The organism is Streptomyces sp. NPDC017529, assembly GCF_044329785.1.
Lineage (GTDB): Bacteria > Actinomycetota > Actinomycetes > Streptomycetales > Streptomycetaceae > Streptomyces.
In genome coordinates this window covers 457,589-475,482 of sequence record NZ_JBIRJY010000002.1, presented here as the reverse complement: position 1 = coordinate 475,482, position 17,894 = coordinate 457,589, and the positions used below count along the sequence as shown (strand labels likewise).

General features: G+C 68.3%; 17 protein-coding genes. 8 read left to right on the top strand and 9 right to left on the bottom strand.

Features of this window, described 5'->3' with window-relative positions; all coding sequences use genetic code 11:
• Positions 1-68 precede the first annotated feature (68 nt).
• Positions 69-1,151: an inositol-3-phosphate synthase gene (locus ACH4K4_RS05855; protein ID WP_360125351.1), complete on the bottom strand. Its 1,083-nt coding sequence runs from the start codon at positions 1,149-1,151 to the stop codon at positions 69-71.
• 48 nt (positions 1,152-1,199) lie between these two features.
• On the bottom strand, positions 1,200-1,877 hold the full coding sequence (locus tag ACH4K4_RS05850) for a helix-turn-helix transcriptional regulator (protein ID WP_398165077.1): 678 nt from the start codon (positions 1,875-1,877) through the stop codon (positions 1,200-1,202).
• 365 nt (positions 1,878-2,242) lie between these two features.
• Here ACH4K4_RS05850 and ACH4K4_RS05845 point away from each other — a divergent pair, with 365 nt between their 5' ends.
• Both ACH4K4_RS05845 and ACH4K4_RS05840 read left to right on the top strand, forming a co-directional pair.
• Entirely contained in the window at positions 2,243-4,939 is a 2,697-nt protein-coding gene (locus tag ACH4K4_RS05845) for a transglycosylase domain-containing protein (RefSeq protein ID WP_398165076.1), read from the top strand.
• 108 nt (positions 4,940-5,047) lie between these two features.
• The gene (locus ACH4K4_RS05840; RefSeq protein ID WP_398165075.1) at positions 5,048-6,541 is read left to right on the top strand and encodes a glycosyltransferase family 87 protein; all 1,494 of its coding nucleotides are present in this window, start codon (positions 5,048-5,050) and stop codon (positions 6,539-6,541) included.
• 79 nt (positions 6,542-6,620) lie between these two features.
• Here the strand turns inward: ACH4K4_RS05840 and ACH4K4_RS05835 are convergent, their stop codons facing one another.
• The 3 genes from ACH4K4_RS05835 to ACH4K4_RS05825 form a co-directional block, all read right to left on the bottom strand.
• Positions 6,621-7,652, bottom strand: coding sequence for an alanine racemase (locus ACH4K4_RS05835; RefSeq protein WP_398165073.1), 1,032 nt, complete (start codon positions 7,650-7,652; stop codon positions 6,621-6,623).
• A 69-nt stretch (positions 7,653-7,721) separates the two neighbouring features.
• On the bottom strand, positions 7,722-8,840 hold the full coding sequence (locus tag ACH4K4_RS05830) for a lipid II:glycine glycyltransferase FemX (protein WP_398165072.1): 1,119 nt from the start codon (positions 8,838-8,840) through the stop codon (positions 7,722-7,724).
• A gap of 127 nt (positions 8,841-8,967) precedes the next feature.
• Complete coding sequence (locus ACH4K4_RS05825; protein ID WP_398165071.1) at positions 8,968-9,285, bottom strand: hypothetical protein; 318 nt, start codon at positions 9,283-9,285, stop codon at positions 8,968-8,970.
• A 230-nt stretch (positions 9,286-9,515) separates the two neighbouring features.
• On the opposite strand from ACH4K4_RS05825, the gene rpsF reads away from it, so the two are divergent.
• The 4 genes from rpsF (at position 9,516) to rplI (ending at position 11,269) form a co-directional block, all read left to right on the top strand.
• A complete protein-coding gene (gene rpsF / locus ACH4K4_RS05820; RefSeq protein WP_003978891.1) occupies positions 9,516-9,806 on the top strand; it encodes a 30S ribosomal protein S6 in 291 nt (96 codons plus the stop codon).
• 81 nt (positions 9,807-9,887) lie between these two features.
• Positions 9,888-10,469 (top strand): single-stranded DNA-binding protein, encoded by a 582-nt coding sequence (locus tag ACH4K4_RS05815; protein ID WP_398165069.1) that lies wholly within the window; start codon positions 9,888-9,890, stop codon positions 10,467-10,469.
• Between the two features lie 98 nt (positions 10,470-10,567).
• Positions 10,568-10,804 carry a 30S ribosomal protein S18 gene (gene rpsR, locus ACH4K4_RS05810; RefSeq protein ID WP_003978893.1) on the top strand — a complete coding sequence of 79 codons (237 nt, stop codon included), beginning with the start codon at positions 10,568-10,570 and terminating at the stop codon, positions 10,802-10,804.
• Positions 10,805-10,822: 18 nt separating this feature from the next.
• Positions 10,823-11,269 (top strand): 50S ribosomal protein L9, encoded by a 447-nt coding sequence (rplI, locus tag ACH4K4_RS05805; protein WP_360125336.1) that lies wholly within the window; start codon positions 10,823-10,825, stop codon positions 11,267-11,269.
• 134 nt (positions 11,270-11,403) lie between these two features.
• On the opposite strand, the gene ACH4K4_RS05800 is transcribed toward rplI, so the two are convergent.
• Together ACH4K4_RS05800 and ACH4K4_RS05795 are read right to left on the bottom strand one after the other, a co-directional pair.
• Complete coding sequence (locus ACH4K4_RS05800; protein ID WP_398165068.1) at positions 11,404-12,282, bottom strand: trypsin-like serine peptidase; 879 nt, start codon at positions 12,280-12,282, stop codon at positions 11,404-11,406.
• A gap of 39 nt (positions 12,283-12,321) precedes the next feature.
• Positions 12,322-13,659 (bottom strand): MATE family efflux transporter, encoded by a 1,338-nt coding sequence (locus tag ACH4K4_RS05795; protein WP_398165066.1) that lies wholly within the window; start codon positions 13,657-13,659, stop codon positions 12,322-12,324.
• A 464-nt stretch (positions 13,660-14,123) separates the two neighbouring features.
• On the opposite strand from ACH4K4_RS05795, the gene dnaB reads away from it, so the two are divergent.
• A complete protein-coding gene (dnaB, locus tag ACH4K4_RS05790; protein WP_398165065.1) occupies positions 14,124-15,587 on the top strand; it encodes a replicative DNA helicase in 1,464 nt (487 codons plus the stop codon).
• Between the two features lie 84 nt (positions 15,588-15,671).
• Here the strand turns inward: dnaB and ACH4K4_RS05785 are convergent, their stop codons facing one another.
• Positions 15,672-16,112: a nitroreductase family deazaflavin-dependent oxidoreductase gene (locus ACH4K4_RS05785; protein ID WP_398165064.1), complete on the bottom strand. Its 441-nt coding sequence runs from the start codon at positions 16,110-16,112 to the stop codon at positions 15,672-15,674.
• Positions 16,113-16,269: 157 nt separating this feature from the next.
• Entirely contained in the window at positions 16,270-17,163 is an 894-nt protein-coding gene (locus ACH4K4_RS05780; RefSeq protein WP_398165062.1) for an NADP-dependent oxidoreductase, read from the bottom strand.
• 70 nt (positions 17,164-17,233) lie between these two features.
• Here ACH4K4_RS05780 and ACH4K4_RS05775 point away from each other — a divergent pair, with 70 nt between their 5' ends.
• Positions 17,234-17,821, top strand: a complete 588-nt coding sequence (locus ACH4K4_RS05775; RefSeq protein ID WP_398165061.1) for a TetR/AcrR family transcriptional regulator — start codon at positions 17,234-17,236, stop codon at positions 17,819-17,821.
• Positions 17,822-17,894 lie beyond the last annotated feature (73 nt).

The window sequence follows — 17,894 nt, the reverse complement described above, 5'->3', positions numbered from 1 at the left end:
TCACACAGGGCACAGGCCCCCGGGCGGTATTGCCAGGGGGCCTGCTGTGAACCGGTACGGCGCGCTGCTTAGCGCTCGACCTCACCCTTGATGAACTTCTCGACGTTCGCGTGCGCCTCGTCGTCGAAGTACTGAACCGGCGGCGACTTCATGAAGTAGGAGGACGCGGAGAGCACCGGGCCGCCGATGCCGCGGTCCTTGGCGATCTTCGCGGCGCGCAGGGCGTCGATGATGACACCCGCGGAGTTCGGGGAGTCCCAGACCTCCAGCTTGTACTCCAGGTTCAGCGGGACGTCACCGAAGGCGCGGCCCTCCAGACGTACGTACGCCCACTTGCGGTCGTCCAGCCAGGCCACGTAGTCCGACGGGCCGATGTGGACGTTGTCCTCGCCCAGCTCGCGGTCGCGGATCTGCGAGGTGACGGCCTGGGTCTTGGAGATCTTCTTGGACTCCAGGCGGTCACGCTCCAGCATGTTCTTGAAGTCCATGTTGCCGCCGACGTTCAGCTGCATCGTGCGGTCCAGGACGACGCCCCGGTCCTCGAAGAGCTTGGCCATCACGCGGTGCGTGATGGTGGCGCCGACCTGGGACTTGATGTCGTCACCGACGATCGGGACACCGGCTTCGGTGAACTTGTCCGCCCACTCCTTGGTGCCCGCGATGAAGACCGGCAGGGCGTTGACGAAGGCGACCTTGGCGTCGATGGCGCACTGGGCGTAGTACTTCGCGGCGTCCTCGGAGCCGACCGGCAGGTAGCAGACCAGGACGTCGACCTGCTTGTCCTTGAGGACCTGGACGATGTCCGCCGGGGTCTCCGCGGACTCCTCGATGGTCTGGCGGTAGTACTTGCCGAGGCCGTCGAGGGTGTGGCCGCGCTGGACGGTCACACCGGAGTGCGGCACGTCGCAGATCTTGATGGTGTTGTTCTCGCTGGCACCGATGGCGTCCGCCAGATCGAGGCCGACCTTCTTGGCGTCGACGTCGAAAGCGGCCACGAACTCGATGTCACGCACGTGGTAATCGCCGAACTGCACGTGCATGAGACCGGGCACGCGGCTGTCCGGGTCTGCGTCCTTGTAGTACTCGACGCCTTGTACCAGCGAGGCGGCGCAGTTGCCCACGCCGACGATGGCTACGCGAACCGAACCCATTCCGGTTGCTCCCTGTGTTCTCGACAAGGCCCCGCGGAGTGCGGTGCCTCATGTGGTGGTGTCATCGGACGGATCCGGCCGGGAACCACCCCGACGCCGGGGCAGGCCGCCCGTATCTCCTGACGTGTCCTTCTGGTCCCGCTCGGCGGGGTCCGCGGCGCGTTGATCGCGTCCGGCGCGTTCACTCTCGATCAGCTCGTTGAGCCACCGGACCTCGCGTTCGACGGATTCCATGCCGTGCCGCTGCAGTTCGAGGGTGTAGTCGTCCAGCCGCTCGCGCGTGCGTGCCAAGGAGGTGCGCATCTTCTCCAGGCGCTCCTCCAGCCGGCTGCGGCGGCCTTCCAGTACCCGCATCCGTACGTCGCGCGAGGTCTGCCCGAAGAAGGCGAAGCGGACGCCGAAGTGCTCGTCCTCCCACGCATCCGGCCCGGAGTGCGCGAGCAGCTCCTCGAAGTGGCCCTTCCCCTCGGCCGTCAGCCGGTAGACGATCTTCGCCCGGCGGCCGGTGAGGGACGCGGGCGTGGCCTCCGGCGAACCACCCGTCTCCTCGGTCAGCCAGCCGTTGGCGACCAGCGCCTTGAGACAGGGGTAGAGGGTGCCGTAGCTGAACGCACGGAAGACCCCCAGCGAGGTGTTGAGCCGTTTGCGCAGCTCGTAGCCGTGCATGGGGGACTCGCGGAGCAGTCCGAGGACGGCGAACTCAAGGATGCCGGACCGCCTGCTCATGTCCGCCTCCTTGGCCTCGTGCGTTCTTTATGCCGAGCTGATGTATCGATTCGATACATCCAGACGATAGATCGGCCATTCGAGAGGAACAAGAGGGGGGACGGTGAACGCCGTCACATCACTGATTCGTTCTACCCAACCTGACTGATTTGGAGTGAATTTCAACAGTGGGCAGGTTTTGGCCCTGCGTAGTCTGTGCGGCATGCAAACTGCCGGGAACCGAGGGGCGATGACTGACGTCCCCGTCCTCGGTGTAGTGCGACCCCATGAGCCATATGGGTGCCGTACGTCGGGGGGACCTGAAGCCAACTGCCGCCTTCAGGCGACGAGATAGATCGCGCGCCTGCCCGAGGAGTATTCGTTCCATGAGCGAGCACCGTCGCAAACCGCCCCAGCCGCAGGGCGGCGGACGTGCTGCGGCCCGACGAGCCGCACAGCAATCATCCGGGCGTCGCGCTGCGCCCTCCCGCGGCTCCGCCCCTGCCCCCGGTCCGAACGCCGAGTCCGGAGCGTACGGGCAGGAACGGCCGGCCGGCGGTAGAGCCGAGGCCCGGCGCGCCGCTCAACGCGGTGGCCGACGACGTGCGTCCGATACGGCCGAGATGGCTTCCGGCAGTGGCCGTGGCGGGCGCGGCGGCGGCCGGCGCACCGGTGGCGGCGGCAGCGAGGGCGGCCGTGGGCGGGGCCGGGGAGCAGGCGGGCCCGCAAAGAAGCGGTTCATAGACTATCCGCGTGCGGGCAAGGTCGGTTGGCGCCGGTTCGTGCCCTCGTGGAAGCAGGTCCTCAGTACCTGCATCGGCTTCATCGCAGTGATCGTCGGCGCGGCCGGCCTCGCGCTCGCCTACGTGGACATCCCGGATGCGCAGAAGGCGTCGAAGCTGCAGAAGAACGTCTACTACTGGTCCAACGGCAAGCCGATGGTCGTCGCCGGTGGTGGTGACCTCAACCGCCAGATCGTGCCGATCACCTCGATCCCCAAGTCCATGCAGAACGCGGTGATCTCCGCCGAGAACGCCTCGTTCTACGAGGACTCGGGCGTGGACCCGATGGGCATCGCCCGCGCGGTCTTCAACATGGCCAAGGGCGGTGAGACCCAGAGTGGGTCGACCATCACCCAGCAGTACGTGAAGAACACTTACCTCGACCAGTCGCAGACCCTCAAGCGCAAGCTCACCGAGCTGTTCATCTCGGTGAAGGTGGGCATCAAGGAGAAGAAGCCCACGATCCTGGCCGGCTACCTCAACACCGCGTATTACGGGCGAGGCGCGTACGGCATCCAGGCGGCGTCCCGGGCGTACTACGGCAAGGACTGCGACAAGCTCACGCCGAGCGAGAGCGCCTTCCTGGCCGCGCTGCTCAACGGCCCCAACCTCTACGACCCGTACATCACGACGGAGACCAAGGGCGCGAACCTCAAGCGGGCCGAGGCACGGTGGAAGTGGACGCTGGACCGCGAGGTCGAGGTCAAGCGGATGAGCAAGGCGGAGCGGGACCAGATCAAGGACTTCCCGATGCCCAAGAAGCCCAAGAAGGCCATGGACCTCCGCGGCCAGAAGGGCTACCTCGTCGACCTCGCCAACAACTACATCACGGCGAACACCAGTATCACCGACTCCATGTTGAAGATGGGCGGCTACGAGATCCACACGACCTTCGACGAGAAGAAGGTCAACGAACTCGCGGCCTCCGTCGACAAGGTCACCAAGGAGCACATCAAGCCGGACCAGCGCGAGGTTGACAAGTACGTCCAGTTCGGCGGCGCCTCGGTCGAACCGGGCACCGGCAAGATCGTCGCCATCTACGGCGGCAAGGACGCGACCCAGCACTACACGAACAACGCCGACTACACCGGTGTCCAGGTCGGCTCGACCTTCAAGCCGTTCGTGCTGGCGTCCGCCATGAGCGACGGTGTGCGCGATCCGCGCAATCCCGAACGGCGCACCCGCGTCTCACCGAACAGCATCTACAACGGCGACAACAAGCTGAAGCTGCTCAACTACGACGGGACCGTCTGGCACGACAAGGACGGAAAGGAGTGGCACCAAGCGAACGACGGCAACGAGGACCGCGGAAAGATCACCCTCCGCACCGCCATGCAGTTCTCGGTGAACACTCCCTACATCCAGCTAGGCATGGACGTGGGCCGCGACAAGGTGAAGGAAGCGGCAATCGCCGCGGGCCTGCGCGACGACCAGAGCATGGCCAAGACCACGCCGACCTACTCGCTGGGCACCTCGGCGCCGAGCGCGATCCGGCTCGCCGGCGCGTACGCCACTTTCGCCGCCAGCGGCCAGCAGGACGATCCGTACTCGGTCGAGTCCGTCGAGAAGGACGGCCAGACCAAGTACGAGCACACCAAGAAGCCCAAGACCGGCTTCAGCGCGGCGGTCGCGGACAACGTGACGGATGTCCTGAAGACCGTGGTGGAGAAGGGCACCGGTACGGCCGCGAAGCTGCCCGACGGGCGTGAGGCGGCCGGCAAGACCGGTACCACCGACGACAACAAGTCCGCCTGGTTCGCCGGGTACACGAAGCAGCTGGCCACCACGATCGGCATGTGGCGGGTGGACGACCAGGCCAAGCAGCAGGAATTCCTGAAGATGTACGGCGTCGGCGGCGAGGAAAAGATCCACGGCGCGTCCTTCCCCGCCCGGATCTGGGCGGAGTACATGACGCAGGCGATGAAGGGGCAGAAGCTCGAACCCTTCCCGAAGCCCGCGCCGATCGGCCAGAAGGTGTACGGCGACGGCATGAGCCCGTCCCCGACACCCGCCCCGCCGTCTCCGCAGCCGAGCAGCCCGAAGCCCACGCCCACCAAGCCGAAACCGTCCAGCCCGACCCCCAGCCCCACGCCGACCAAGACGTGCGCGGACTGGGACATCGCCTGCCAGCAGAACGGCGGGGCGACCGGCGGAGGCGAGACCGGTGGCGGGCCCGGTGGACACACCGGCGGCGGTTCGTCGTCGCCCGACCCGAGCACCGGCGGCCCGGGTGGTGGCGCCGATGGCGGCATCTTCGACGGCCCCGGCGGTGGTGGAGCGTCGGGCGGACGACGCTACTGACCGCTGGCGGTTTCACGTGAAACGTGAAACGGAGAAGCCCCCGACCCGCTACATACGGGCCGGGGGCTTCTCCCTGTTCGGCCGAGGACCGTACGGCAGGATGGGCGCATGACGAGCGTGCGACAGGACGAGCCCGTACGGCCGACGAGGCGGGACGACGTGGCGGCGGCCGGGAGCGAGCTGTTCGGCGGGCCGGCGGGCCGGCGCGCGCTCTTCGGCACCGGCTGGTGGACACCGGTACGTGTCATCGCGCTGGTCGCCATCGGCATGTTCGCACTCGGCATGGTGCAGAAGCTCCCGTGCTACGAGAGCGGCTGGTTCTTCGGCGCCACCAGCCAGTACACCCACGCCTGCTACTCCGACATCCCGCACCTGTACGCGGGACGTGGCTTCGCCGACGGGCTCATCCCGTACTTCGACAAGCTGCCCGGCGACATGGAGTACCTCGAATACCCGGTGCTGACCGGAGTGTTCATGGAGGTCGCCTCCTGGATGACTCCGCACGGCGGATCCATCCAGGACCGCGAGCAGATCTACTGGCTGGTCAACGCCGGAATGCTGATGGCCTGCGCCGCGGTACTCGCCGTGTGCGTGGCCCGTACGCACCGGCGCCGTCCCTGGGACGGTCTCCTCGTTGCCCTCGCCCCCGCCCTCGCGCTCACTGCGACGATCAACTGGGACCTGCTCGCCGTAGCGCTGACCGCCGTCGCGATGCTGACATGGTCGCGCTGCCGGCCCCTCGCGGCCGGTGTGTTCATCGGGCTGGCAACCGCCGCGAAGCTGTACCCGGTGCTGCTGCTCGGGCCGCTGCTCCTCCTGTGCTGGCGTGCCGGACGGTGGCAGGTGTACGGCAAGACCGTAGCCGGAGCAGTGGCCGCTTGGCTGGTGGTCAACGTGCCGGTGATGATCACGCACGATGCTTCCGGCTTCCACATCCGGGAGGGCTGGGCGAAGTTCTACACCTTCAGCCAGGAGCGGCCCATCGACTTCGGTTCGATCTGGCTGCTCATCTCCCAGCGCACCGGCAGCCCGCTGGAGGACGCCAACACCTACGCGACGCTGCTGATGCTTCTTGGGTGCGGCGCACTGGCGCTGCTGACGTTCTACGCGCCGCGCCGGCCGCGGTTCGCGCAGCTCGCCTTCCTCGTCGTCGCGCTCTTCATCGTCACCAACAAGGTCTATTCGCCGCAGTACGTGCTGTGGCTGATCCCGCTTGCCGCGCTGGCGCGGCCACGCTGGCGCGACTTCCTGATCTGGCAGGCGTGCGAGGTCATGTACTTCCTCGGGATCTGGCTCTACCTCGCTTACACCGGCAACGGAGACAAGCACCAGGGACTGCCGCTGGAGGGCTACCAGCTGGCGATCGTGCTCCACCTGGCGGGGACGCTGTACCTGTGTGCCGTGGTCGTACGCGATGTGCTGCTGCCGGAGCGGGACGTGGTGCGCAAGGACGGCGAAGACGATCCGTCGGGCGGCCTGCTGGACCACGCGCCGGACGTCTTCGTACTCGGTCACGCGCAACGCGTACCGCGGCACGCCATGCAATTCGAAGGGGCCGCGAATCTCCGCTGGGGAGTGGCCCGGGACTCGGTACGCCGGTAGCCGGACGCACGGAACGGGCCCGGGGCCGCAGAGCGGATCTGCGGCCCCGGGCCCGAGGCTTTCACGGAGCGGTCGTGGCTCAGCGGTCCACGATGCGGTCGTACTGCGTCGTGGTGTGCCGCAGGTGCGCCACCAGTTCCTCGCCCACCCGCGGTTCGGGGGCGTCCCCGGGCACGAAGAGGATGGAGACCTGCATGTGCGGCGGCTCCGCGAACCACCGCTGCTTGCCGGCCCACACGTAGGGCGAGAGGTTGCGGTTGACGGTCGCCAGGCCCGCGCGGGCCACGCCCTTGGCGCGGGGCATCACGCCGTGCAGGGCCTTGGGGGACTCCAGGCCGACACCGTGCGAGGTGCCGCCGGCCACGACCACCAGGTAGCCGTCGGAGGCGGCCTTCTGCTGGCGGTAGCCGAAGCGGTCGCCCTTGCCGACCCGCGTGACGTCCAGGACCGAGCCGCGATACTCGGTGGCCTCGTGGTCGCCGAGCCACAGGCGCGTACCGATCCGCGCGCGGAAACGAGTCTGCGGGAACTGCTGCTGCAAGCGGGCGAGTTCCTCGGCCTTGAGGTGGCTGACGAACATCGTGTGCAGCGGCAGGCGCGCGTTCCGCAGCCGGTCCATCCACCCGATGACCTCCTCCACGGCGTCGGAGCCGTCGGTGCGGTCCAGCGGCAGGTGGATGGCGAAGCCCTCCAGCCGTACGTCCTCGATGGCGGCGGCCAGCTTCGGCAGCTCCTCCGGCAGTACACCGTGCCGCTTCATGCTGCTCATGACCTCGATGACCACCCGGGCGCCCACCAAGCCGCCCACGCCCTCGACCGAGGAGACCGACCGGATGGCGCGGTCCGGCAGCGGAACCGGTTCCTCGCCGTGCCGGAACGGAGTCAGGACCAGCAGGTCACCGCTGAAGTAGTCCTTCATGCGGGCCGCTTCGTAGGTGGTCCCCACGGCGAGGAGATCGGCGCCGAAGCGGGTCGTCTCCTCGGCGAGGCGCTCGTGGCCGAAGCCGTAACCGTTGCCTTTGCAGACCGGGACGAGCCCTGGGAACTGCTGGAGAACGTTCTGCTGGTGTGCCCGCCAGCGCGCGGTGTCGACGTAGAGAGTGAGCGCCATGGCCGGGCCCGGAACCTTTCTCGTAGCTGCGTTGCGGTCAATCAGAGGGGCGAACGTGAGGTGTGACGGTCAGCGGCGCGACATGTAGATGTCGAGAGCCTTGTGCAGGAGCTTGTTGAGCGGGAAGTCCCACTCGCCCAGGTATTCGGCAGCCTGCCCGCCCGTACCCACCTTGAACTGGATGAGGCCGAAAAGCGGGTCGTTCTCGTCCAGCGAGTCGCTGATGCCGCGCAGGTCGTAGACCGTGGCGCCGAGCGCGTAGGCGTCGCGCAACATCCGCCACTGCATGGCGTTGGAGGGCCGGTGCTCGCGGCCGATGTTGTCCGAGGCACCGTAGGAGTACCAGACGTGGCCGCCGACGACCAGCATCGTCGCGGCGGAGAGGTTCACGCCGTTGTGCCGTGCGAAGTACAGCCGCATGCGGTTGGGGTCCTCGGTGTTGAGGGCCGTCCACATGCGCTGGAAGTAGCCGAGCGGGCGCGGCCGGAAGCGGTCGCGCACCGCGGTGATCTCGTACAGCCGCTGCCATTCGGCGAGGTCCTCGTAGCGGCCCTGGACGACCTCGACGCCGGCCTTCTCGGCCTTCTTGATGTTGCGGCGCCACAGTTGGTTGAAGCCCTTGTGGACGTCCTCCAGTGAACGGTTCGCCAGCGGCACCTGGAAGACGTAACGGGGCTGTACGTCCCCGAAGCCGGCCCCGCCGTCCTCGCCCTGCTGCCAGCCCATCCGGCGCAGCTTGTCGGACACCTCGAAGGCGCGCGGCTCGATGTGGGTGGCCTCGATGTCGCGCAGGCGCTTGACGTCCGGGTCCTGGATGCCGGACTTGATCGCGGCGGAGTCCCAGCGCCGGATGATCACCGGCGGGCCCATCTTCACCGAGAAGGCACCCTGCTGCTTCAGGTGCGCCAGCATCGGCTTCAGCCAGTCCTCCAGGTTCGGGGCGAACCAGTTGATGACCGGGCCCTCGGGCAGGTAGGCGAGGTACCGCTTGATCTTGGGCAGCTGGCGGTAGAGGACCAGGCCCGCGCCGACCAGCTGACCGCTCGCGTCGAACCAGCCCAGGTTCTCCGAGCGCCATTCGGACTTCACATCGGCCCAGGCCGGGACCTGCATGTGGCTCGCCGAGGGCAGACTCTGGATGTACGCCAGATGCTGCTCTCGGCTGATGGTCCTCAGGGTCAGGCTCATGCGGGGCGCTCCTCGGCAGGTTTGTCCCCAGGGTCGGGGCTCCGGCTCTCGCGCCGAAGCCTACTGCGACAGGAGAGCACCCCGTTTGGGCGAAGGGGGGTGGAGCGTCCCGCGCCCGATCTGCCGCCTAGCCGAGTACCCCGCCGAAGAGGCCGCCGTGCGCCATGCCGAGGAAGAAGCCGACGGCCGCCGCGCCCAGGCCGATGATCAGCAAGAAGCGCTCCCCGGTGGTCGCGGAGATGAACTGGCCCCATGCGCCGGTGCCGATGCCGATCAGTCCCGTCCAGGAACTCACCAGGTGGAGGTGGTGGAAGTGGGCGGTGAAGAAGGCGATGGCGCCGAGCACCAGGGTCACGGCGACAAGGGAGTTCTCGACGGGATGGGCCTTGCCGTCGCTGTTCAGAAGGGAGAGAAGGCCGTGCTGCGGCCGGACTGCTTGTGCCATGCGGCACCTCCGAAGACAGGGCGGCGAACTGTAACGCCGCTCACACCCGTTGTGTTCCAGATTGGGGGGATCAGCGGCCGGATTTCAACCGGAAGCCCGGAGGCAGGTACTGTGTACGGTCTGCGCCCATGTCTGTCCAGGTCTCCTGGCCGGGCCGGGTGCGGAACGCATCATGACCCTCCTGCCACGGAACGACCGTGGCCGCTGAGTCCAAAGGAGGTGGGTTCTACATGCGTCACTACGAGGTGATGGTCATCCTCGACCCCGATCTGGAAGAGCGCGCTGTCTCTCCCCTGATCGAGAACTTCCTCTCCGTCGTCCGTGAGGGCAACGGAAAGGTCGAGAAGGTCGACACCTGGGGCCGTCGTCGTCTCTCGTACGAGATCAACAAGAAGCCCGAGGGCATCTACTCGGTCATCGACCTGCAGGCCGAGCCTGCGGTCGTCAAGGAACTCGACCGTCAGATGAACCTGAACGAGTCGGTCCTCCGGACCAAGGTCCTCCGTCCCGAGACCCACTGAACGCATCAGCGTCAGCGGTAACCGGGTTCGAGTAGCAGCAACACCAGCAGCCAGCAGCACACCCGCCGAGAGGTTCCCCTAATGGCAGGCGAGACCGTCATCACGGTCGTCGGCAATCTTGTCGACGACCCCGAGCTGCGCTTCACCCCGTCCGGTGCGGCGGTCGCGAAGTTCCGCGTCGCGTCCACTCCCCGCACCTTCGACCGCCAGACCAACGAGTGGAAGGACGGCGAAAGCCTGTTCCTGACCTGCTCGGTGTGGCGTCAGGCGGCGGAGAACGTCGCCGAGTCCCTCACCCGGGGCACCCGCGTGATCGTGCAGGGCCGCCTCAAGCAGCGGTCGTACGAGGACCGCGAGGGCGTCAAGCGCACGGTCTACGAGCTCGACGTCGACGAGGTCGGCGCCAGCTTGCGGAACGCCACGGCCAAGGTCACCAAGACCACCGGCCGCGGTGGCCAGGGCGGCGGCTTCGGCGGCGGCCCGCAGGGCGGTGGCCAGGGTGGCGGCGGCTGGGGCGGCGGCCCCGGCGGCGGCCAGGGCGGCGGTGCTCCCGCCGACGACCCGTGGGCGACCGGTGCCCCTGCAGGCGGCGGCCAGCAGGGTGGCGGCGGTGGCTGGGGCGGCGGCTCCGGCGGCGGCTACTCGGACGAGCCGCCCTTCTAGGTCCGGTCCGTACGCGCGCTGTTTCACGTGAAACAGCGCGAAACGGCCGGGGCCCGAGGGCGTCAGCACAAACTTCTTGAACTCACTGGAGAGAGACAATGGCGAAGCCGCCTGCTCGCAAGCCTAAGAAGAAGGTTTGCGTGTTCTGCAAGGAGAAGATCTCCTACGTCGACTACAAGGACACGAACCTGCTGCGGAAGTTCATTTCCGACCGCGGCAAGATCCGTGCCCGCCGGGTGACCGGCAACTGCACCCAGCACCAGCGTGACGTCGCCACGGCCGTGAAGAACAGCCGTGAGATGGCGCTGCTGCCCTACACCTCCACCGCGCGATAAGGGAAGGGTGACCGACTCATGAAGATCATCCTCACCCACGAGGTCTCCGGCCTCGGCACCGCCGGCGACGTCGTTGACGTCCGCGACGGTTACGCCCGTAACTACCTGGTCCCGCGCGGTTTCGCGATCCGCTGGACCAAGGGTGGCGAGAAGGACGTCGAGCAGATCCGCCGCGGTCGCAAGATCCGCGAGATCGCGTCGGTCGAGCAGGCCAACGAGATCAAGGGCCAGCTTGAGGGCGTCAAGGTGAAGCTGTCCGTGCGTGCCGGTGACGCCGGCCGCCTGTTCGGCTCCGTCACGCCGGCCGACGTCGCCTCGGCGATCAAGTCCGCCGGTGGCCCCGACGTGGACAAGCGCCGCGTCGAGCTCGGCTCGCCGATCAAGACCCTGGGCGCGCACCAGGTGTCCGTGCGTCTGCACAGCGACGTTGTCGCGAAGGTCGGCGTCGAGGTCGTCGCCGCCTGATCGCAGTGTCGTAGCACCACGCCGAAGGGCCGCACTCCGGAAACGGGGTGCGGCCCTTTCGCGTACGTCTCGGGCCGTGAGCAGAGCTCCGGCCCTGGAGGGTTACGGGCGCGCCGCCGTCCGGTACCGGCTGCTCAGCCCTCGCCCTCGTCCTGGGCGCGCTTGTAGAGATCGGCGACCTCGTCACCGAAGTACGAGGCGTACGAGACGTCGTCCTCGTCGCCGCCGCCCTCGTGGCCTCCCAGGACGCCGATCACGGTCCCGGTGTGGCTCTTGGGGTCGTAGTCGGCGAGCCAGGGACTGCCGCTCGTACCGCCGGCGAAGTCGGTGCACTCGACGCGCATCTGCGTGTCGCTGAACCGCGTCGTGCGGTTGTGGCAGGAGATCGGCGTCTCACTGCTGGTGGGGTAGCCGGTGATCTTGACCTCGTTGTCGAAGCCGGGGTCGATGCCGAGGGTGTTGCCGCCCAGCACGTCCTGGATCTGCTTGCCGTCCTTGCTGTCCAGCACGAGGAAGGCGACATCCATGTCCTCGTCCTGTGACTTGGCCCAGCGGTCGTCGACGACGACGTTCCTGACCTTCCACAGGCCGGCCGGCTCCTGGCCGTCGCGGTAGTCGGGGGCGAAGACCAGGTCGTCCACGGCCTTGCCGGTCTCGGGGTCGAAAGCGCAGTGCGCGGCGGTGATCAGCATGTTCCGGCCGGGGCTCTGCACGACGCTGGCGGTGCAGAAGTGGTCGCCGGTGTCGTCCTTTTCGAAGATCGCGCCCACCCGGGCGTTCTGCTCGGTGCTGCGCGGGGTGTAGGCGCTGCCGTCGTCGGCGGGGGCCGTGGCGGACGGGTCCTGGTCCTGGGGGTCCTGGCCGGGCTCGCCTGCCTTGCCGTACCCGCTGCGGATGGTGCTGCCGCCGCGACTGCTGGTATCGGCGTCCAGGGAGGCGTAGCCCACTATGACGCCTGCCCCGATGACGGTCAGCGTCAGGGGCAGGACGAACTTCCTGGCAAGCGGGCGCACAGGGTCATTATCAACACGGGGCCGTTGTTTCGGGTGCCTTCAACGCGAGGCCCCGGTCACAATCCAGCGGCCCGACCGGGTACGTGCCCACAATGTCAGCATCCGCACGGTCATCATCAGGGCCATGGCCCACCAGAGCGCGGTCAGGCCGCCGCCGACGGCCGGTACCAGGAGCGCGGCCGGGGCGAAGAGCGCCAGCGTCACGAGCATCGCCCAGGCGAGGTACGGGCCGTCGCCCGCGCCCATGAGCACGCCGTCGAGAACGAAGACGATGCCGGAGACCGGTTGGGTGAGGGCGACGATCAGCAGCGTGGGCAGCAGGACGTCCTTCACGGCCGGGTCGGCGGTGAACAGCGGCATGAACAGCGGACGCGCGAGCACCACGAGCAGGCCGAGCACCACCCCGGAGGCGATGCCCCACTGCACCATGCGGCGGCAGGCCGCCTTGGCGCCCGCCACGTCGTCGGCGCCCAGGTAGCGTCCGATGATCGCCTGTCCGGCGATGGCGATGGCGTCCAGGGCGAAGGCCAGCAGCGACCACAGGGTGATGACGATCTGGTGGGCGGCCACCTCGGCGTCTCCGAGGCGGGCCGCGACAGCGGTGGCGATCATCATGACGGCACGCAGCGAGAGCGTACGCACCAGCAGCGGCACACCGGCCTGCGCGCTGGCGCGGATGCCGGCGATGTCCGGGCGCAGTGAGGCACCATGCCGGCGGGCGCCCCGCACCACGACGATCAGGTAGACGGCGGCCATGCCGCACTGGGCGACGACGGTGCCCCAGGCGGAACCGGCGATGCCGAGCCCGGCGCCGTACACCAGGCCGATGTTCAGGGCCGCGTTGACGGAGAAGCCGCCGATGGCGACGTACAGCGGCGTCTTGGTGTCTTGGAGGCCGCGGAGTACGCCGGTGGCCGCCAGCACCATGAGCATCGCCGGGATGCCGAGGGCGCTGATGCGCAGGTAGGTGACGGCGTACGGGGCGGCGGTGCGGGAGGCGCCGAAGACGTCGACGAGCCAGGGGGCGGTCGGCAGGACCACGGCCACGACGGCGGCGCCCAGGAGGAGGGCGAGCCAGATGCCGTCCATGCCCTGCCGGATGGCGGAGGGCAGGTCGCCGGCGCCGACCCGGCGGGCGACGGCGGCGGTGGTGGCGTATGCGAGGAAGACGAAGACCGCGACCGCGGTGCTCAGGAGCGGTCCTGCGACGCCGAGCCCGGCGAGCTGCCGGGTGCCGAGGTGGCCGATGACGGCGCTGTCGACCATGAGGAAGAGGGGCTCCGCGACGAGCGCGCCGAACGCGGGGAGAGCGAGTGAGATGATCTCGCGGTCGTGGCGGCGGTCGGTACGCCGCGGCGTCGCGGGGGCCTGTGTCATGCCGCCAATCTAATCTTCCACAGGTAAGTGACACAACCGTATTGCGATCCTTACCGCGTGCCGGGTGGAGCGTTCTCCTCCGTGGCGAATGGGCCGATCATGAACAGGTTGCGGAAGTTTTTCTCCCCCACAGGCTATGGATGAGAAAGCCGCAGGTCAGGTAGGTCGCCATCGGCTGATTGTGTGTTTGTCCACAGCGCTGTCCCCCGTGCGGTGCACAGGTTCGGAGGACTTCTCCACAGGAACGGGCCCATCGTCCACATGGCCTGTGGATAACCAGATTGGCGGACGGTGCCGCCGGGCCTACCGTAGTCCGGCGCCTGGCCCCTGTTCCGGTCTCGGAACCCATCCGAAGTACACGCGCCGTAACCGGAGTCGGGCGTCTCGTTTGTCAGAGCTGTGCCGTAAGAAAGAAGAGCACAGCAAGGTCCGCGCCGCGGACGGGAGGAGGTGCCGGGGTGAGCATGCCCGAGCCCGTGGAGGACCCCTGGGCGGACGCCGGCCCCAGCGACCGGCTGCCCGCCGCCCGCTCCCGCCGAGGCGACGGCAAGGGGCGCGGCCGTGACGACCGAGGTGACGAGGAAGGCGGCTGGTCGGGCGGCGGCTTCGAGCGCGTACCGCCCCAGGACCTGGACGCCGAGCAGTCCGTGCTCGGCGGCATGCTGCTGTCCAAGGACGCCATCGCGGACGTCGTCGAGGTCCTCAAGGGCCACGACTTCTACCGGCCGGCACACGAGCTGGTCTACCAGGCGATCCTCGACCTGTACGCGAAGGGTGAGCCGGCCGACCCGATCACGATCGCGGCCGAGCTGACCAAGCGCGGCGAGATCGCGCGGGTCGGCGGCGCGTCGTATCTGCACACCCTGGTCCAGTCCGTTCCGACCGCGGCGAACGCGGAGTACTACGCCGAGATCGTCCACGAGCGGGCCGTACTGCGCCGGCTCGTCGAGGCCGGCACCCGCATCACGCAGATGGGGTATGCCGCCGACGGCGACGTCGACGAGATCGTCAACAGCGCCCAGGCGGAGATCTACGCCGTCACCGAGCAGCGCACCAGCGAGGACTACCTCCCGCTCGGCGACATCATGGAGGGCGCGCTCGACGAGATCGAGGCGATCGGCTCCCGCCAGGGCCAGATGACGGGCGTACCCACCGGCTTCACCGACCTGGACTCCCTGACCAACGGCCTGCACCCCGGCCAGATGATCGTCATCGCCGCCCGCCCGGCGATGGGTAAGTCCACCCTCGCGCTGGACTTCGCGCGCGCGTGCTCCATCAAGAGCAACCTGCCGAGCGTGATCTTCTCGCTCGAAATGGGCCGCAACGAGATCGCGATGCGTCTGCTGTCCGCCGAGGCGCGGGTGGCCCTGCACCACATGCGCTCCGGCTCCATGACGGACGAGGACTGGACCCGGCTGGCCCGGCGGATGCCGGACGTGTCCGCCGCGCCGCTCTACATCGACGACTCGCCGAACCTGTCGATGATGGAGATCCGCGCCAAGTGCCGCCGCCTCAAGCAGCGCAACGAGCTGAAGCTGGTGGTCATCGACTACCTCCAGCTGATGCAGTCCGGCGGCTCCAAGCGCGCCGAGAGCCGCCAGCAGGAGGTCTCGGACATGTCCCGTAACCTCAAGCTGCTCGCCAAGGAACTGGAACTCCCGGTCATCGCGCTGTCGCAGCTGAACCGTGGCCCCGAGCAGCGCACGGACAAGAAGCCCATGGTTTCGGACCTGCGTGAATCGGGCTCCATCGAGCAGGACGCGGACATGGTGATCCTGCTGCACCGCGAAGACGCCTACGAAAAGGAATCTCCGCGCGCGGGCGAGGCGGACCTGATCGTGGCAAAGCACCGTAACGGCCCGACGGCGACCATCACGGTGGCTTTCCAAGGCCACTATTCGCGGTTTGTGGACATGGCACAGACCTGATGCCGATGTTGTAGGGCCTCGCATTCCGGGACAAGGTCAAGTGAGAGTGGCCGGCCCTGCCGCTTACCCGAGTTTCAGTACGAATTACACGGGTTCCAGTACGAACACGGGGATCACGCGGTCGGTCTTCTGCTGGTACTCGGCGTACGGCGGGAACGCGGCGACCGCGCGCTCCCACCACTGGTCCTTCTCGCCCCCAGTGACCTCACGGGCCGTCATGTAGCGGCGTACGGCCCCGTCCTGGAGTTCCACGTGCGGGTCGGAAGAGACGTTGAAGTACCAGACCGGGTGACGCGGGAAGCCGCCATTCGAGGCCACGGCCGCGTACCGCCCCTCGTGCTCCACGCGCATCAACGGAATCTTGCGAATCTTGCCGCTCTTCGCGCCGCGCGTCGTGAGAATGACGACGGGCAGGCCCGTGTCCCAAAGCGTTCCCCCTTGCGTACCGTCTGAGTTCTCGTACAACTCGACCTGTTCGCGCACCCACTGCACCGGACTCGGTTCGTAGTCGCCCTCGAAAGGCATCGCGTCACCTCGTCATCGCTCGCGGACCATCGTTGCGTCATTCAACACAAAGCCTCGCGCGGAGGCGAGACCGCCGTTCCCGCCATGTCGCCGCTACTGCGCACCGCGGGACACGGACGGAGCCCCGACGTCGGCGGCCGGCCTCGCAGCAGCGGTGTCAGATGACGATGACGCGGCGCCCGCGCGCGTGGCCGGCCTGGCTGTCGGCGTGGGCGGCCGGGGCGTCGGCGAGTGTGTAGGTCTTCTCGACGGGGATGTGGAGCTTGCCCCGCGAGATGAGGCGGGCGGCCTCGGCGAGTGCTTCCGGTACGCTCCCGGCCACGCCGGAGAACCGGACACCGAACTCCGGCGCCCCGAGGTCGGCGATGGAGACCACCTTGTGCGGGTCCCCGGTCAGCTCGACGAGTTCGGGGAGTACGCCCGAGCCGGCGAGGTCGAGGGCGGCGTCGACGCGGCCGAGCTGCCGCACCCGCTCGACCCAGCCCTGGCCGTAGGTGGTGGCGAGGGCGCCCAGGCTCCGTAGATAGTCCTGGTTTGCGGCTCCGGCCGTGCCGATCACCGTGATGCCGCGGTCGCGGGCGATCTGGAGCACCGCCGATCCGACTCCTCCGGACGCCCCGCTGACCAGCAGCGTCTGCCCGGGCTGCACACCGACCTCGCGGATGACGCGCAGCGCGGTCTCCGTGACGGAGGGGTACCCGGCAGCCTCTTCGTACGTCATGTTCCCGGGCATACGGGCCCAGGCCGACAGCACGGCGAACTCGGCATAGGTGTTCGAACCTTCGCCGAACACGTGGTCGCCGACCGCGACCCCTTCGACGCCCTCACCGACCTCGTCCACCACCCCGGCGGCGTCCAGCCCGACGCCGGCGGGCAACCGGACCGGGTGGGCGCCCAGGACCTGGCCTTCGCGGATCCTCCAGTCGACGGGGTTAACGCCTGCCGCCCGCACGGCGATGCGGATCTGGCCGGGGCCCGGGTGGGGCTCTTCGGCGTCGATGAGGTGCAGAACGTCCGGGCCGCCGAACTCGGCGAAGCTCACTTTCTTCATGCCGCGGACCGTAGCACTAACTGTTAGTGTTTTGGAACTGGTACGGATTCGTTGCTGATAGCGTGAGGCTATGACCGAGCCGCCCGGACGCCGTGAACGTAAGAAGGCCGCGACCCGCCAGAAGATCGCGGAGGCAGCCCTGCGGCTTTTCCTGGAACACGGCTACGACGCCGTGGGCATCCGTGACGTGGCCGCCGAGGCCGACGTGGCCGTCACCACGCTCTTCTCCCACTTCGCCTCGAAAGAGGCCCTGGTCTTCGAGCAGGACCAGGACTTCGAGCGCCGTCTCACCCAGGCGGTCACCGACCGGGCGCCGCACGAGCCGCTCATCCCCGCGCTGCGCCGCGAGATCCACGCCCTGGTACGGCATTGCACGGCGGAAGGCGCCGCTCCGATCTGGGACATGATCGACTCCTCATCCGCCCTGCGGGCCTACGAGGAGTCGATGCGGCTGCGCCACGCGGAATCGCTGGCAGCCGCCATCGCCGCCGACCCCGGCCCGCCCCGGACCCCGACGGCCGGCCGGGCCATCGCGAGGTTCGCGGTCGACGCCTTTTCACTGGCCCGCGAGGCAGCCGACCCGGACGCCGCGGTGGACGAGATCTTCCAGATGATCGAGGCGGCCTGGGAGGTCACCGGCCCGTCTCGACGTACGTGAGGAACGCCTCCCCCGCCAAGGCAGGGCAGGCGTCGCGCGCCGGGAGGCCCAGGCGGCCGGCAGGCGGTGTCGT

What these genes read in the sequence shown, in the direction of transcription:
- ACH4K4_RS05830 (WP_398165072.1), bottom strand. Translation starts at nt 8,840, where the DNA reads ATGAGCCTGACCCTGAGGACCATCAGCCGAGAGCAGCATCTGGCGTAC.
- ACH4K4_RS05780 (WP_398165062.1), bottom strand. Translation starts at nt 17,163, where the DNA reads ATGAAGAAAGTGAGCTTCGCCGAGTTCGGCGGCCCGGACGTTCTGCAC.
- ACH4K4_RS05825 (WP_398165071.1), bottom strand. Translation starts at nt 9,285, where the DNA reads ATGGCACAAGCAGTCCGGCCGCAGCACGGCCTTCTCTCCCTTCTGAAC.
- rpsR (WP_003978893.1), top strand. Translation starts at nt 10,568, where the DNA reads ATGGCGAAGCCGCCTGCTCGCAAGCCTAAGAAGAAGGTTTGCGTGTTC.
- ACH4K4_RS05795 (WP_398165066.1), bottom strand. Translation starts at nt 13,659, where the DNA reads ATGACACAGGCCCCCGCGACGCCGCGGCGTACCGACCGCCGCCACGAC.
- ACH4K4_RS05845 (WP_398165076.1), top strand. Translation starts at nt 2,243, where the DNA reads ATGAGCGAGCACCGTCGCAAACCGCCCCAGCCGCAGGGCGGCGGACGT.
- ACH4K4_RS05775 (WP_398165061.1), top strand. Translation starts at nt 17,234, where the DNA reads ATGACCGAGCCGCCCGGACGCCGTGAACGTAAGAAGGCCGCGACCCGC.
- rpsF (WP_003978891.1), top strand. Translation starts at nt 9,516, where the DNA reads ATGCGTCACTACGAGGTGATGGTCATCCTCGACCCCGATCTGGAAGAG.
- ACH4K4_RS05840 (WP_398165075.1), top strand. Translation starts at nt 5,048, where the DNA reads ATGACGAGCGTGCGACAGGACGAGCCCGTACGGCCGACGAGGCGGGAC.
- ACH4K4_RS05815 (WP_398165069.1), top strand. Translation starts at nt 9,888, where the DNA reads ATGGCAGGCGAGACCGTCATCACGGTCGTCGGCAATCTTGTCGACGAC.
- ACH4K4_RS05835 (WP_398165073.1), bottom strand. Translation starts at nt 7,652, where the DNA reads ATGGCGCTCACTCTCTACGTCGACACCGCGCGCTGGCGGGCACACCAG.
- dnaB (WP_398165065.1), top strand. Translation starts at nt 14,124, where the DNA reads ATGCCCGAGCCCGTGGAGGACCCCTGGGCGGACGCCGGCCCCAGCGAC.
- ACH4K4_RS05785 (WP_398165064.1), bottom strand. Translation starts at nt 16,112, where the DNA reads ATGCCTTTCGAGGGCGACTACGAACCGAGTCCGGTGCAGTGGGTGCGC.
- rplI (WP_360125336.1), top strand. Translation starts at nt 10,823, where the DNA reads ATGAAGATCATCCTCACCCACGAGGTCTCCGGCCTCGGCACCGCCGGC.
- ACH4K4_RS05855 (WP_360125351.1), bottom strand. Translation starts at nt 1,151, where the DNA reads ATGGGTTCGGTTCGCGTAGCCATCGTCGGCGTGGGCAACTGCGCCGCC.
- ACH4K4_RS05850 (WP_398165077.1), bottom strand. Translation starts at nt 1,877, where the DNA reads ATGAGCAGGCGGTCCGGCATCCTTGAGTTCGCCGTCCTCGGACTGCTC.